Below are 14,369 nucleotides of genomic sequence, written 5' to 3'. Positions count from 1 at the left end.
AGACGCCCATACCCCGCCCCGCGGCGCGAAGCTCCATATGACCGGCAGGGGACTGAGCCCGGCGGCCTATCTCGCCCAGCACGGCGCGCACGATCATCAGGCGGATTTCTCCGACGACGGGGGCCTCGGCGGGCCCGAGAGGCAGGATGAGACGCCCGGGCGATCGAGCTCGGATCGAAAGCGGTGAGGCCGCGAAGCGACGTCAGGCGACGGGATTCCGCCCCGGACGCGCATGGGCCTTCTGCGCGGGGGGGGGGGGCAGCCGGGCGGCTGCGTCCGATCTCCCGGGATTCACAGGAAGGCGTTCGTCTGGCGGCCTGCCTGGTCTGGAGAGGGCGCCGGAGGAGCGAGCCGACTGTGAACAGGGGGGACTTTCAGCACGATATCGAAGTAAAGGCGGCCCCGCAGGCCGTGTGGGCGATCCTGAGCGACATCCACGGGTATCCGCGATGGAACCGGGCCCTGCAGCTGACCCTTGACGAGGAGGGACGCGACTTCGTCACCTTCAGCGTCGTTGTCGTCACCCGGGCGGGAACGCGACGTCAGTGGCGTCTGGCAGGACGACTGGGGCCGTTCGTGGACGCCCGCCAGATATCGTGGCGGCTCGGCGTTGGCGGCGTTCTTGGCCTCGACATGACGTTCGACCTCGAGCCCCGCGGCGCAGGGGCCGGAGTGCGTTTCGGCCTGCGGATCGACGGACTGGCCGCACCGTTTGCCCGGCGTCGTCTCATCCGTTTGCTGGCCGAACCGATGGCGGGGGCGTTGCGCGACCTCAAATGCGAAGTCGAGGGCGAAGCGCGGCCGGGAGCGAAAACGCCCGTGAGATCCAGGATCAACAAGCCCCGGCGCCGTTTCCGATGACAGGCATTGCGAAAGGAGCGCCAGGTTCGGCCTTGGACCGGCGGAGCCGTCGCCGCGCCTCAAGGAGCGGTCGCGATCCGTCACAGCACCGTGGAGGGCCGTATCGGACGCCGGGAACTTGCTCCGGGCGGCGCCGGTCGACCGGCGCGGCGATCGCCTGAGGCCGGGGATATGAGCGGAAAGAGATTGACTGTCAGGGGACGAAGCCCCGGCGGGTGACCGCCGCCGGCCTGGCGACCGCCCTCCTCGTCGGAATGGCGCTGCTCAATCCTGACGGGCCACCGTGGCCTGGGTGATCGCGGCCTCCGGCTTCAGGCGCCGTTGTGTCGGCCGAACACGCGGGTCGAGCCGTCGTTGAGGATCAGCACCGTCGTATAGGGTTCGCGGCCGGCGGCCTCCATGCCCGGCGAGCCCGCCGGCATGCCGGGCGCGCTCAAGGCCCTGGCGGCGGGGCGTTCGCTGAGCAGCCGATCGACATCGCCGGCGGGGACGTGGCCCTCGATGGCGTAGGCGCCGACGACCGCCGTATGGCAGGAGGCCAGCCGGTCCGGAACGCCATGCTGCGCCCGGATCGGGGCCAGGTCCTCGCGCTCGACGACCTCGACGGTCCAGCCGGCCTGGCGCATGTGCGCGATCCAGCCGCCGCAGCAGCCGCACCAGGGCGTCTTGTAGGCGGTCATGCGCTTCGGCGGCGCGGCGAGGGCCGGGCCGGCCAGGGCGAGGGCCGGAAGGGCCGTCAGAAGGGCGCGTCGGGAGGGGGAGGGCGAAGAGGCGGGCATGACGGCATCCTGGCGAGCGAGGCGACGATCCTAGCTGGGTCGCCGGCCGTTGACGATGCCGACGATGTCGCGGGCTGCCGCCAGGCCCGGCGCCCCCGGGATGCGAGCAGACCGCCCCGGCTCGAAGGCCAGACCGGCGGAGCGTCGCGCGCGGGCCAGGCTATGGGACATTGCGCGTCAGGTCGTCCAGCCAGACGCGGGCGCTCGCGTCCGAGGGCGCCCGCCAGTCGCTTCGCGGCGACAGGTTGCCGCCGGACATCACCTTGGGGCCGTTCGGCATGGCGGAGCGCTTGAACTGGCTGAGGGCGAAGAAGCGGGTGACGAACACCTCGAGCCATTGCTTGACCGTCGGCAGATCGTAGGCGCGGCGGGAGGGGGCGGGAAAGTGGGCCGGCCACGCCCCCGCCTCGGCGTCCCGCCAGGCATGCCAGGCCAGGAAGGCGACCTTGGAGGGACGCAGGCCGTAGCGCGTCAGGTAGAACAGGTTGAAATCCTGCAGTTCGTAGGGCCCGATCCTGGACTGCGTGCTCTGGAGCGCGCCCGCGGCGGACTGCGGCACCAGCTCTGGCGAGATCTCGGTGCCCAGCACGCCAAGCAAGGTCGCCGAGGCCGTCTCGTCGAACTGTCCGGTGGCCGCGACCCAGCGGATCAGGTGCTGGATGAGGGTCTTGGGGACAGAGCCGTTGACGTTGTAGTGGCTCATGTGGTCGCCGACGCCGTAGGTCTGCCAGCCCAGCGCCGACTCGGACAGGTTGCCTGTGCCGAGCACCAGGCCCTCGCGCTGGTTGGCGAGCCGGAACAGGAAGTCGCTCCTCAGCCCGGCCTGGACGTTTTCGAAGGTGACGTCGTAGACCGGTTCGCCGCGGGCGAACGGGTGGCCGATCGCCTCCAGCATCGTCCGCGCCGCAGGCTGGATGTCGATCTCCTCCCCCGTCACCCCGAGGCTTCGCATCAGGGCCCAGGCGTTGCGCCTGGTGCCCTCGCTGGTGGCGAAGCCGGGCATGGTGAAGCCCAGGATGTCGGTGCGTGGACGGCCCAGAGCGTCGAAGGCCTTCGCCGCGACGATCAGGGCGTGGGTGGAGTCGAGGCCGCCCGAAACGCCGACCACGACGCGCCGGACGCCCGCCGCGTCGAGGCGCTTGGCGAGACCCTGCACCTGGATGTTGAAGGCTTCGTAGCAATCCTGGTCCAGCCGCGCCGGATCGTCCGGCACGAACGGAAACCGGTCGTGCGCCCGCAGCAGCCCGATATCGACGTGCTCCGCCGCATGCTCGAAGGCGATCCGCCGGAAAGCGTGCTCGGGGTGGCCGGCGGCGACGGCGGCGTTGTTGAAGGTGGGGGTGCGCAGGCGCTCGAGGCGCATTCGTTCCACGTCCACGTCGGCCAGGGCCATCTGGGCCGCGTCCGGGAAGCGGCGGGTCGCCGCCAGGAGACGGCCGAGCTCGTGGATGGTCGCCTGCCCGTCCCAGGCGAGATCGGTGGTGCTCTCGCCGGGCCCGGCCGCGGCGTAGAGGTAGGCGGCCTGGCATCGCATCGACTGCGAGGCGCAGAGCAGCGCGCGCTCGTCGGCCTTGCCGACGACGATGTTGGACGCCGAGAGGTTGCAGAGGACCGTGGCCCCGGCCAGCGCCGCCAGGGTCGAGGGCGGCGTGGCGGCCCAGAAGTCCTCGCAGAGCTCCATGTGGAAGGCGAAGTCCGGGACGTCGCTGGCTTCGAAGATCAGGTCCGTCCCGAACGGGGCCGACTGGCCGGCCACGGCGATCTCCAGGCCACGCACGCCGGCGCCGGGGGCGAACCAGCGGTTCTCGTAATATTCCCGATAGTTCGGCAGGAAGCTCTTCGGCACGACCCCGAGGATGCGGCCGCGGGCCAAGGCGACGGCGCAATTGTAGAGCCGTCCGTTGCGGACGAGGGGCGCCCCGACCACCAGCACCGGCTGCAGGTCTCGGCTCGCCTGCACGAGCTCGGCGAGGGCGGCGTTCACCGCCTGAAGGAGGGCGTCCTGGAGCAGGAGGTCGTCGATCGCATAGGCGGACAGGCCCAGCTCCGGAAACAGCATGAGGTCGGCGCCGCCGGCGTGTCCCTCCCGCGCCAGTTTCAGGGTCTCGAGGAGGTTGGCCGCGGGATCGGCCACGGCGATGCGCGGCGTGCATACCGCCACACGCACGAACCCCTGCGCCCGGTTGGAATAGAAGTTCATGCGCTCGGCCTCCTTTGCGTCGACCGGTACAGGAGCGGCCCAGCGCCCGGCAAATTGCGCCCTCCGTCGCGCGCCGAGGCCGCCCGAGGTCCGGGCCCGCCGTCATGGCGGGCTTGGCGGACCTCGCCGTCGAGGGCGTCGCGGCGCCCCCGACGGCCGCTTACGGCCGCGCCGCGGCGTAGAGGGAGATCGACCCGGTCGGGGTGGGAAGATGACGCCTCGGCTCAGCCGGGCGTGTGACCCGCATGTCCGTCGCCCTGCGGCGTTTGCGGAGCGGGGGCCGGAGCCGGAGCCGGGGCGGGCGCGGCGTCCGGGCCCGGGGCGGGGGCGTTCATTTCGTCGCAGCAGTCCATGGCGGCGCCGGGGGCCATGTCCTTGCAGCAGGCGCAGGCGTCGGCCGCGAGCGCCGCGCCGGCGCTGAGGGCGAGGAAGGCGGCCGCAGCGGCGGCGATCTTGAGGGTCATCGCGGGTCTCCTTGAAACCGAGCCGCCTTGATCGGCTCGGCGGCGCCCGCCGTCAATGGGCGGCCCTGCGGCTAGTGGTCCGCCCGTTCGATGGCCACCCATCGCCCGGCGCGCTTCTCCACCACATAGCGGGCGGAGGGTTCCCCGAAGGACGGCACGTCGCCGTCCCGGAACCAGATCCACGGACGGGACCGGCTGCCGGGGCGCACGAAATAGGAGCGGCGGGGGCCGGCGTCCTGCCATTCGATGGTGACGGTCTTGCGGTAGGGCATGAAGAGAACAAAAGCGGAACCTGATGCGAGATCAAGCCGGTCCTTGCGCGCTCGTCGTCATCGTCCACAGGCGCACGCCGGAACGCCGCCGGTTTCTAAGGGCTCCGCCATCGCGCGGGCCAGGGTGAAGCGGCTCCGCCGCCGGACCGGCCGGTCTCCCCGACCTTCCGCGCCGGCGAAGGCTTTCATGAGCCGCAGCAGGGTCGGTCTTGTGCAGGTCGGGCGAGCCCCCTCCGGCCGGTCCGCCCTGGCCCTTGCTACCCTGGTCTCGCCGACGGGCAGGGTTTCAGGCGCGCAGTTCGCGTGCCTGCAACCCATGTCTTCGCCCTGCATGACGAAGGCCGGCACCCTCATGTCCATCTGACGGTGCGAAGGCTCGGGCGGGACGGCGAGCGGCTGAATCCGCGCAAGGCGGATCTGCAGGCCTGGCGAGAAGGGTTCGCGCGCGCTCCGCGACCGGTCCAGCGAGGCCGAGGCGACGCCGCGCCGGACCCGCGGGGTCACCCGCAGGCCGAACGCCTCCCGGTGCGCAAGATGCGGGAGCGGTTTGCAGCGGGGCAGGAGCCTCTACCCGAGGTGCTCGCCGTCGCCTGGCGGGCGGCGCTCGCCCCCGGCGGAGGTGAAGCGCCGTGGCTGGAGGCGATCCGGACGCGCGAGTTGGCCGTCCGGCGCGTCCTGGTGGTCGAGGCCCTGCGTCTGTCCCGGTCGGAGCGGGCCGGGGATCGCGCCCTTGCCGCTGTGGTGGAGCGGTTCGTGCGGGAGCGGCCGGCGCCGATGACACGGGATCAGGCGGTGCGACAAAGGGGCGAGGCCCAGCGCGACCCCGGTCGGGCCCGGGAGCGCTAGGCGTTTGCTTTCATAGACGCCGGTCATCGTCGCGTTTGCGAAGTGTCAGAAACTTTCCAATACTTCTGACACGGAGGTCGTCATGCAAGGTCTCGCCGATCAGATCATGGAGCGCGCCTCGACGTTGGCGGAAGGCGCGCCGATCGCCGCCAAGTCGCTGCTGCATCTGGGCACCCGCGCGGCGGTGGACCAGGCGCTGTCGCGGCTGGTTCGCCGGGGGCGGCTCATACGCGCCGGTCGGGGAGTCTACATGTGCTCGCTGGAAAGCCGTTTCGGCTCCCGCACGCCCTCGGTCGAGACCGTGGTGCGCGCGGTGAGCGAACAGCGCGGCGAGGTCGTCGCTTCCAACGGCGCGGCGGCGGCCAACGCCCTGGGTCTGACCACCCAGGCGCCGATCCGCATGGTCTATCTGACCAATGGGAGAAGCCGCACCTTCAGCGTCGGCAAACAGACGGTGGAGTTCCAGCACGCGCCCGCATGGCAGCTGCTCCTGGCCGATCGTCCGGCCGGGGAGGCGGCTCGGGCCCTGGCCTGGCTCGGGCCGGACAAGGCGGGAATGGCGCTCGAAACCCTGAAGCGAAAGCTCGGGCCCTCGGCATTCGGCGAGCTCGTGTCCATTGGGCCGCGTCTGCCGACCTGGCTGGCGCGCGCGGTCAGCCAAGCGGCGCAAGTCTGACGACCTCTCCACCAGAGATCGAACAAACCGACCATACGGTCTTCCGTGTGGAACAATCTTATACGCATTATCGTATTGTTTTTGGTTATACGCATAGCCGTATATTGACATATGATGCGGATTTACGTATATGGCGGGAGAAGGAGTTTCACATGGAGCCGATCGTCCGCAGTGAAAAGCAGCTCGCCGCCGCCATTCGCCGGTTCCGGAAACTGGCGAATCTGACCCAGGGTGATCTGGCGACTAGGGCGAACAAACGTCAGGCGACCATATCGAATCTGGAAAGCGGCTCCGGCACGCTCGAAACCCTGTTCGCCGCCTTGAGCGCGCTCGAACTGGAGATCGTCGTGCGGCGCAGAAGCCGGGATCGGGCGCCAGATATGGGGGATCTGTTCTGATGGCCCGCAGACGGCGCGCCGCGCCTCTCTTGGTCTATCTCAATGGCCGGCTCGTCGGCCGTCTTCGCCGCGAGACCAGCGGAGCCATCGACTTTCAGTACGATCCGTCCTGGCTGGCCTGGGAACACGCGATCCCGGTGTCGCTATCGCTGCCGCTTCGCGAGGACCGCTATATCGGCGCCCCCGTCGTCGCCGTGTTCGACAACCTCCTTCCCGACAATGAGACGATCCGCGGTCGGCTCGCCGCACGCGTCGGCGCCGACGGGATCGACGCCTACAGCCTGCTCGCCGCCATCGGTCGCGACTGCGTGGGGGCGCTGCAATTCCTCCCCGAAGACAGCGACCCGCCCCGGCCGGGCGAGATCGAGGGCGAGCCGGTCAGCGACCGGACCATCGCGAAGATACTGGACGACCTGACCACCCATCCCCTGGGGCTCGACGACAGCGAACACTTCCGGATCTCGCTGGCCGGCGTTCAGGACAAGACCGCCTTCCTTCGGCACGACGGCCAGTGGCTGAAGCCCGCCGGAACCACGCCGACCACCCACATCTTCAAACCGCAGATCGGCAAGGCGTCGGGCGGCGCCGTCGATTTTTCCAACAGCGTCGAGAATGAATATCTTTGCCTGACCTTCCTGCGCGCGCTCGGCTTCGACACCGCCAACGTCGAGATCCACACCTTCGGCCGGAAGCGGGTCCTCGTCGTCGAGAGGTTTGACCGCGTTTACGCCCGGGACGGACGCCTGTTGCGTCAGCCCCAGGAGGATTTCTGCCAGGCCCTCTCCGTGCCCTGGGCGAGGAAGTACGAGAACGACGGCGGGCCCGGGATCGCCGACTGTCTGGATCTGCTCGGGGCGAGCGACGAGGTCACCCTCGATCGGCAGGCCTTCATGAAGGCGGTGATCGCCTTCTGGCTGCTCGGCGCGACCGACGGGCACGCCAAGAACTTCAGCGTCTTTCTTTACCCGGGCGGCGGCTTCCGCCTGACGCCCCTCTATGACGTTCTTTCCGTGCAGCCCGTCGTCGACTCCCGCCAACTCACCCGCAACCGCTACCGCATGGCTATGGCGGTGGGCGATCGCCGGCACTACCCGGTCGAGAGCATCCTGCCCCGGCACTTCTATCAGACCGGGGCCCGGGCCGGGCTGGACGAAGGGACCGTTCGCGGGCTGTGCGCCCAGCTCGTCGCCGACGCCCCCGAGGCAATCCGCGTGACGAGGGCCAGCCTGCCGCGGTGGTTCCCCAAGGATCTGGCGAACTCGATCTTCGGGGGGGTCAGCGCCCGCCTGGGTGTGCTGGAGGGGGAACTGAGCCGCGTCGCGGACGAGGGCGACGGCGACTGACAGGGCGCGACCTTGGCTTCAGTCGATGAAGCTCTCATCCCTATGCGCCGCGGTCCTCGCCTTGGTTCGCGCTTCCGGCGACCGCCTGCGCCAATCCAGCCGGCCCGGATCAGCCGTTCTGAAGAGCCCCTTGCAGACGGCGCCCTGCTAGCGCCGCCGATGGCGTCCGCGCGCCGGTTCGCGCTGGAGAGAGGCGGTCGCCGCGAAGATCGCGCAGGTCGAAGTCCGGGACGGAGGTGGCGGCGTCGAGCCGCGGATTAAGCCACAGGCCCCTTCGGGTGGTGATCGAGTGACGCACGGAGACGAATGGGGTCTCGCTGGCGCTGGTGAGGCCGGTGAGCGGGGCCACAACCAAGTTCGGCCGCCCCGCCGGCCTGCCCGAATGCAGACACCCTGCGGACCGAGGGTCATCAAAGTCGGATCAGGCGAACGCAGCGAAGGGCGCATAAAGCGCCGCGGCGCGTCTGGCGTCGCAGGGCGGCGCGGCCTCACGGGCGTGACATCGTTGTCAGGCGGGGCGGTGCGTCTTCTCGGGCGGTCTGGCGCGGTTGGGCTGCCCGCAGACCTCATCCGGCAACAGCGCGCCCACCACATAGAAGCCGTAGCCGGCCAGTTCTCTGGCGATACGGGCGATCTCGGCTCGGCGACGCTCGGCGGTATTCCCTTCGATTTCCGCTTCCTCGATCATGGAAGTCCTCGCGTCAGAGCATGAAGAAAAGGCGCTGTGACGAAGGGTGGCGCAACTCAAAAGCACGTCATCGCAGTGCGGCGGTTGACTGCGCCATTCGTCCGCGGGCCCGCCGAAGGATCAGCGCCCCCGTTGACCAAGGGCAACCATGCCTCCGTCAGCCGGTTTCGTTGCGGCGGCAGCCATGCGGGGGTCAAGTGGACATGAGCGACAAAACGAGCCACTCGGCGGCGGCGAGAGGCGAAGCAGGGGCGTCCTGTGCGGCAAACGCTCTCGTCAACCCCGGCCCCGCGACACGCGGGACGCGTCAGCCATTCCGAAGTTCCATATGACGGCCAGAGGACTCGACCCGGCAACTATTCCGCCCGGCACGGCTTGCATGATCACCGGAAGAATTTCTTCTGAGATTCTCGCCAGGGAATCTGTACGAGGGAGAGACGCCGATGACCAAATACGCCCCTCTCGCCGCTCTTCTTCGGCGTCAGAAGCAGACCGAAGTGACCCTGAGCTTTCGCGACATTGAGCGGATCGTCAGCGGCATTCTTCCCAAGGCGTCGATGGCCGAAACATGGTGGAGACAGGAGCCACGCGGGCCCGCGATGCCGCAACACCGCGCCTTCGCGGACGCGGGATTCGTCGCCGAGCCCCACATCCGCGCCGAAACCGTGCGCTTCGTTCGCGCGGCCGTCGCCGGGCGCGACCGGGACACGAGCGGCTGAGCCGGGCGGCCGTCGTGGCGATCTCACATCCGGGCGCGAGGAGGCGACCCCATCAGCCTTGGACGGGCTATTGGATCCGCGGGGATCGACGTCGCGTCCTGGCCAGGAAGGCCCAGGCTCCGACCACGCCCAATCCGGCCATGGCCAGGCCGCTGAGCGCCGTCACCGCGTCGTAGAGCCAGCCGCCGACCGAACTGGCGTGCAGCGGATAGAAGGCGTTGTAGGCCCGGGCGCCGGCCGGCAGGGCGTTGGCGTCCGAGGTCGCGACCACCTGGCTGGCGGCGGGATCGATGGTCACCGTGGTGCGGCCGTTGGGGTGCCATTCGCCGGGCTGGCGCAGGCGGATCGTGGCGGGTTTGCCCGGCGCGGCGGGACGGCTGGCCATGCGGAGCGTCGCTTCGGGGAAGCGGGCCTGCGCCGCTGTCAGCGCGCGGGTCCAGTCGACGTCGCCCGTCCCGACGACCGGGGCCGGCGGGGTGGGCGCGCCGCCCAGCAGGGCCTGGGTCGTGCCGTGAAAGACGATGGCCGCCCCGGTCAGGCTGAAGACGGCCAGCGGAACGGCGAAGATCAGGCCGAGGTTGCGGTGGCTGCCGATCAGCTCGCGCCGGGCGCTGGAGCGGGGCCAGATCCGCCAGCCGGTGGCGCGCCAGGCCGGAACCCAGACGATCAGGCCGGTCAGGATCATCAGCACCAGGGCCAGGCCCGCGCCGCCGGCGACCAGCTTGCCGGTGTGGCCGGCCAGCAGTTCGTGGTGCAGGTCGAAGATCCAGGTCTCGGCCCGGGCCGCGCCCCGCCAGCGATCGACCACGGCGCCGTCGGCGTCGGCGTAGCCGAAGCCCCCGTCGGCCAGATAGAGCCGGTGCGCGCCGACGGCTCCGCCCGGCAGAACCACAGAGGTCAGGGTCGGCTCGGCCGCCTCCAGCCGGTCCAGCGCCGCGCCCAGACGGGCGGGGTCAAGGTCGACCTCGGCGCGTGCGGCGGGGACGGTGGCGCGGATCCAGTCGTTCTCGAACACCAGCAGCGTTCCGGTCAGGCCGAACAGCACGGCCAGAACCGCCAGCGCGGTCCCGGCCCAGGCGTGCAGCGTGCGAATCGCGGCCATCACCGGCTCAGAAGCTCCGCGTCAGCGTCAGGGTCGCCGCGCGCCCGCGCCCGGCGAAATAGCGCAGGTTGTCGGCCGGTCCCTGGGTGTCCGAGAAATAGGAGATGTACTGCTCGTCCAGCAGGTTCTGAACGCCCAGCGACACCGTGCCGAAGCCGGCCTCGTAGCGGGCCACGGCGTCCAGCACCGCATAGCCTTCGAAGCCGTTGGCGGCGGGCTCGCCGTCGAAGTCGCGCTCGAGGAAGGTTTGGGCCTGAAGGCGCAGGGCGACGGGACCGCTTTCATATTCGCCCCACAGCAGCAGCCGGTCGGGCGAGATATTGGCGCCGTTCAGGTCGCGGTCGATGGGACCGTCTTCTGCGCTGGCGGTGCGGCCCTCAAGCGCCGCGTAGCTGCCGCCGACGGTGAAGGCGTCCGTGGCCCGCCACAGCCCCTTCAGCTCCAGGCCGTCGATGCGCGTGGCCCGGCGTTGCACCTCGAAGATGCCCGAGGGCAGGCGGTTCAGCAGCGAGCCGCGCTCCGCCTCGGACCGGAACACGGCGGCGGACAACTCGACCCGGGCGCCGCGATACTCGATCCCGACCTCGGTGTTGTCCGACACCACCGGCTCGACGTTCAGGAAGGTGTCGACGTCCTGGTTGGGACGGTTGATGCCGCGCAGCACGCGTCCGACGTCCGGCATGGTGAAGCCTTGCGCGAACGAGCCATAGACCAGCAGGCCGGGCGCGACCTCGAACGCGGCGCCGACGTTGAACAGCGTCTCCTCGAAACCCGGCTCGCCGCCCGCCACCGCCTGCGGGCCGTAGGCGTACAGGGTGGTGAAGTCATCGACCTTCAGCTTCGCCGATTCATGGCGCACCCCGGCGGACAGGCTGAGCCGGTCGGCCAGCAGCGACTGGTTCAGCTGCAGGAAGGGCGACAGGCTCTCGTATGCGGTCTCGGGCACCCAGTTGCGTCCGGTGAGGACCAGTTCCTGATGAGTCTGGTCGCGCAGTCCGTCGACGCCGATCAAGGTCTTCAGCCCTGCCAGACCGGCAATTTCGCCCTGCCAATCGACCTTGAAGCCCAGCTTTTCGGAGTTGTTGGCGGACTGGTCGAACAGCGTCCCGGACGGGGCGATCCGGGGGTCCTGGAAGTCAGGGAAATTGCCGCCGCCGAAGACGCCCTGATAGTCGTGAGCGAAGATCTGGGCTCGCAACACGCCGCCGAACAGTTCGCGGTCGGTATAGCTGATGGCGGCTGAAGTCACCGAGTTGGAAGGCTGTTCGCCCGGCGCCTGTCCCCGCACAGCCGTGGTCGGGACGCCCGTCGTCCGGTTGCCCGTCACGGTGACATAGTCGCCGTCGCCTTCCAGATCGAAACGGTTGACCCAGCCCTCCAGCCGGCGGTCGTCGCCGAGGTCCCAGCCGGCGCGGGCGAAGAAGGACAGGGCCTGCGAATCCTGCACCTCGCCCTGGGCGCCGTCGAAGCCGATGCGGCTGCCGTCGGCGTCGTAATAGGCGCCGCGCGTCTCGAACGCCGCGCCGAGGCTGAGGTCGAAGACGCCGAAATCACGCCCGCCGATGGCGGCGATCTTGGCGCCGACGCCGTCGCCCTGGAGTTCGTCGTCGGTGGTGACCTGGGCCATCATCCGCCCGGTCAGGCCTTCGCCCTCGGACGGCTTGCGGGCGGTGACATAGTTGACCACTCCGCCCGTAGCGCCGATGCCCTGGATGGCGTTGGAGCCGAAGATGACCTCGACCCGGTCGATGAAGAAGGGATCGATGGTGTAGCCGTCGCGACTGTCGTCGCGCAGCGGCGTCGACTGCGGCACCCCGTCCACCAGATACAGCGGCGAACGGCCGCGCAGGGTCTCGCCGAAGCCCGACAGCTTCTGCCGCGTCGGCGAGAAGGACGGCACCAGGGCGGAGACTGTTTCCACGGCCGAGGCGGCGAGCGCGGTCTGCTGGACGATGGCCTCGGCGTCGAGGACCTCCACCGTGGCGGCGATGGCCGAACGCGGGGTCTCGATCCGCGAGGCGGTGACGACGACCTCGTCCAGGGTCGTGGCGTCGCGGGTCGCGGCTTCCTGGGCTTTGGCGGGAAGGGCTGCCAGCAGCAGCGGCAGAAGGGCGGCGGTGGCGAGGAGGCGAGGGGACATGAAGCACTTCAAACGCAGGCGAATGACAGCGGCGGTCTGACCACAGGCTTTCTTGCGAGTCAATCTCACTATCATTCTCAAATGAGTCGGTAACGCGCGGGCGATTTCAGTCGCTGTAGGGGCCAGCGCGGCGCCCGCCGGTCGGGATCGACGGACGCCATGGCCGCAGGAACGACTCGCGTGGCGGGGTCAGGGCGGCGCGGCGGGCCCGGCCCGCCGGCCTTCGAACCGGCGTCGGATCCAGGTTCGGCCGGGTTTCTCGACGAACACATGCAAGGCGGCCGCGATCAGCGCCGTGGCGACGAACAATCCCGCCAGTTCGACCGGCGTGATGCGGAAGGCGCTGTCGACGCCGCGGAGCTCAGCGACGACGCCCTTGAAGGCCACGATGACGGCCATATGCACGAGATAGAGGGCGAAGGACGCCTCGCCGGCGAAGACCAGGGCCGGGGCGGCGAGCGGCCCCTCGCAGTCCGCGCGCGCGAGCAGGGACCAAGTCAGGATCACGGGTGCGCAGAGGGCGACGATGATGCGATCATCCAGCGCCAGCTGCATGGCGCCGAGCAGGAGGACGGTGGCGAACAGGGCGGCGGCGGCGGCGACGGGCCGGCTCCAGCGCCAGCGGTGACCCAGGGCGTAAAGCGCCATGCCGATCAGGAACTCCGGAGCGATCCGCAGGATGCCGAGTGAATCCTCGGCCCGCGGCAGGACCTTGCCGAACGCCTGGCCGTAGAGGGCGTCGATCGCGACGAACGCCGCCGCACCGATCCCCAGCAGGACCCAGGGACGGCCCCGGAACCGCAGGGCCAGCCAAGCATAGGCGGGGAACAGCAGATAGGCGAACCACTCCGCCGAGAGCGACCAGCTCGGCCCGCTCCAGTTGAGGTCGGCGTTCGTCGGAAACCAGGCCTGGACGAGGAACAGGGTCTGGAAGAAGGCGAGCGGCGGATAGCTGTCGGCGTCGAACCGGACCCCGGCCGCGGTCGCGCCCAGGACCATGGTCAGCACCCCCGCCAGCACCGTCACATGGAGGGGGTAGAGCCGCGCCAGGCGGGCCGCGATGAAGCGCCTGTAGCTGAAGGTCCCGGCGGCGAAGGCCGGGCCGTAGACGTGGGCCAGAATGAACCCCGACAGCATGAAGAAGGCGTCCACCGCCAGCCGGCTTCGCTCGATGATCGGACTGAAGCCCAGGGCCGGGTCCCACTGGAGCTGGTAGTGGAACAGCACCACCCCCGCCGCCAGAAAGGCCCGTAGGCTGGTCAGGGCCCTCAGATCGGCGGGGTAGCCGTCGCGGGTCGGCGGCACGGACGTCATGAGCGATGGCCCCCCAAGGCAGGCGGGACAGGACCGGCCGCCTAATTGGATTACGCACCCGATGCGCGTAGCCCTCATCCGGGACACGGACGACCGGTCCGCTGCGCCGGGCCGGCGCGCGGACCAGCTGGCCGTGGCCCACGTCCCGATCCGCGGGGCCGTGGCCCGCTCCCGGCTTCGTCCGTCCGGCTCGACCGCCGGCGCGGGCTCCGTGCGGCCCGCCCGCTAGCGCGTCGCGCGCCCGAGAAGATCGATCAGTTCTGTGGCCTTGGCCTTGCGGTCGGCGAGATCGTCGCCGGTCATCGCCCCCATGACGCAATGGTCGAGGTGGTCTTTCAGCACCTCGCTCTCGACGCGCAGCAGGGCAGCGCGCACGGCCTGGAGCTGGGTGAGGACCTCCACGCAGTAGCGGTCCTCCTCGACCATCCGGGCGATGCCGCGCACCTGGCCCTCGATCCGGTTCAGGCGGTTCAACACCTTGGGTTTGGTTTCCGTCTGCATCCAATTCCTCGTTCTGACCGTTCGACCCTACCCCAGGACAGCGCCTTGCGCGATACCCCCATAGGG

General features: G+C 69.9%; 16 protein-coding genes. 7 read left to right on the top strand and 9 right to left on the bottom strand.

Annotated features, from left to right (window positions below):
- The first annotated feature begins 183 nt into the window (after nucleotides 1–183).
- Nucleotides 184–861: an SRPBCC family protein gene (locus BrevBR_RS01280; RefSeq protein WP_339999668.1), complete on the top strand. Its 678-nt coding sequence runs from the start codon at nucleotides 184–186 to the stop codon at nucleotides 859–861.
- A gap of 311 nt (nucleotides 862–1,172) precedes the next feature.
- Here the strand turns inward: BrevBR_RS01280 and BrevBR_RS01275 are convergent, their stop codons facing one another.
- The 4 genes from BrevBR_RS01275 to BrevBR_RS01260 form a co-directional block, all read right to left on the bottom strand.
- Nucleotides 1,173–1,640: a DUF411 domain-containing protein gene (locus BrevBR_RS01275; RefSeq protein ID WP_339999667.1), complete on the bottom strand. Its 468-nt coding sequence runs from the start codon at nucleotides 1,638–1,640 to the stop codon at nucleotides 1,173–1,175.
- Nucleotides 1,641–1,800: 160 nt separating this feature from the next.
- Nucleotides 1,801–3,840, bottom strand: a complete 2,040-nt coding sequence (locus tag BrevBR_RS01270; protein ID WP_339999666.1) for an NAD(+) synthase — start codon at nucleotides 3,838–3,840, stop codon at nucleotides 1,801–1,803.
- A gap of 224 nt (nucleotides 3,841–4,064) precedes the next feature.
- On the bottom strand, nucleotides 4,065–4,304 hold the full coding sequence (locus BrevBR_RS01265; protein WP_339999665.1) for an ammonium transporter family protein: 240 nt from the start codon (nucleotides 4,302–4,304) through the stop codon (nucleotides 4,065–4,067).
- A gap of 71 nt (nucleotides 4,305–4,375) precedes the next feature.
- Nucleotides 4,376–4,576 carry a hypothetical protein gene (locus BrevBR_RS01260; protein WP_339999664.1) on the bottom strand — a complete coding sequence of 67 codons (201 nt, stop codon included), beginning with the start codon at nucleotides 4,574–4,576 and terminating at the stop codon, nucleotides 4,376–4,378.
- A 303-nt stretch (nucleotides 4,577–4,879) separates the two neighbouring features.
- Between BrevBR_RS01260 and BrevBR_RS01255 the strand changes: the two genes are divergently transcribed.
- The 4 genes from BrevBR_RS01255 (at nucleotide 4,880) to BrevBR_RS01240 (ending at nucleotide 7,839) form a co-directional block, all read left to right on the top strand.
- Nucleotides 4,880–5,422 (top strand): hypothetical protein, encoded by a 543-nt coding sequence (locus BrevBR_RS01255; protein ID WP_339999663.1) that lies wholly within the window; start codon nucleotides 4,880–4,882, stop codon nucleotides 5,420–5,422.
- Nucleotides 5,423–5,504: 82 nt separating this feature from the next.
- Entirely contained in the window at nucleotides 5,505–6,098 is a 594-nt protein-coding gene (locus BrevBR_RS01250) for a DUF6088 family protein (RefSeq protein ID WP_339999662.1), read from the top strand.
- 152 nt (nucleotides 6,099–6,250) lie between these two features.
- Complete coding sequence (locus BrevBR_RS01245; protein WP_339999661.1) at nucleotides 6,251–6,496, top strand: helix-turn-helix domain-containing protein; 246 nt, start codon at nucleotides 6,251–6,253, stop codon at nucleotides 6,494–6,496.
- The gene (locus tag BrevBR_RS01240; protein ID WP_339999660.1) at nucleotides 6,496–7,839 is read left to right on the top strand and encodes a type II toxin-antitoxin system HipA family toxin; all 1,344 of its coding nucleotides are present in this window, start codon (nucleotides 6,496–6,498) and stop codon (nucleotides 7,837–7,839) included. Before BrevBR_RS01245 ends, BrevBR_RS01240 begins: the two co-directional genes overlap by 1 nt.
- Before the next feature lie 508 nt (nucleotides 7,840–8,347).
- Here BrevBR_RS01240 and BrevBR_RS01235 read toward each other — a convergent pair.
- The gene (locus BrevBR_RS01235; protein WP_339999659.1) at nucleotides 8,348–8,527 is read right to left on the bottom strand and encodes a hypothetical protein; all 180 of its coding nucleotides are present in this window, start codon (nucleotides 8,525–8,527) and stop codon (nucleotides 8,348–8,350) included.
- Nucleotides 8,528–8,970: 443 nt separating this feature from the next.
- Between BrevBR_RS01235 and BrevBR_RS01230 the strand changes: the two genes are divergently transcribed.
- A complete protein-coding gene (locus BrevBR_RS01230; protein ID WP_339999658.1) occupies nucleotides 8,971–9,246 on the top strand; it encodes a DUF7662 domain-containing protein in 276 nt (91 codons plus the stop codon).
- 67 nt (nucleotides 9,247–9,313) lie between these two features.
- Here BrevBR_RS01230 and BrevBR_RS01225 read toward each other — a convergent pair whose 3' ends face one another.
- The 3 genes from BrevBR_RS01225 to BrevBR_RS01215 form a co-directional block, all read right to left on the bottom strand.
- Nucleotides 9,314–10,348 (bottom strand): PepSY-associated TM helix domain-containing protein, encoded by a 1,035-nt coding sequence (locus BrevBR_RS01225; protein ID WP_339999657.1) that lies wholly within the window; start codon nucleotides 10,346–10,348, stop codon nucleotides 9,314–9,316.
- Nucleotides 10,349–10,355: 7 nt separating this feature from the next.
- On the bottom strand, nucleotides 10,356–12,488 hold the full coding sequence (locus tag BrevBR_RS01220; RefSeq protein WP_339999656.1) for a TonB-dependent receptor: 2,133 nt from the start codon (nucleotides 12,486–12,488) through the stop codon (nucleotides 10,356–10,358).
- Between the two features lie 189 nt (nucleotides 12,489–12,677).
- Nucleotides 12,678–13,802 (bottom strand): acyltransferase family protein, encoded by a 1,125-nt coding sequence (locus BrevBR_RS01215; protein WP_339999655.1) that lies wholly within the window; start codon nucleotides 13,800–13,802, stop codon nucleotides 12,678–12,680.
- 61 nt (nucleotides 13,803–13,863) lie between these two features.
- Here BrevBR_RS01215 and BrevBR_RS01210 point away from each other — a divergent pair, with 61 nt between their 5' ends.
- Nucleotides 13,864–14,031, top strand: coding sequence for a hypothetical protein (locus tag BrevBR_RS01210; protein WP_339999654.1), 168 nt, complete (start codon nucleotides 13,864–13,866; stop codon nucleotides 14,029–14,031).
- Here BrevBR_RS01210 and BrevBR_RS01205 read toward each other — a convergent pair.
- Nucleotides 14,028–14,303 (bottom strand): metal-sensitive transcriptional regulator, encoded by a 276-nt coding sequence (locus BrevBR_RS01205; protein ID WP_339999653.1) that lies wholly within the window; start codon nucleotides 14,301–14,303, stop codon nucleotides 14,028–14,030. The genes BrevBR_RS01210 and BrevBR_RS01205 overlap by 4 nt on opposite strands.
- Between the last annotated feature and the right edge of the window lie 66 nt (nucleotides 14,304–14,369).

It is taken from the genome of Brevundimonas sp. BR2-1, assembly GCF_037626195.1.
Taxonomy (GTDB): Bacteria; Pseudomonadota; Alphaproteobacteria; order Caulobacterales; family Caulobacteraceae; genus Brevundimonas.
The sequence above is the reverse complement of the archived record's forward strand: the minus strand, read 5'-3'. Positions and strand labels throughout refer to the sequence as shown.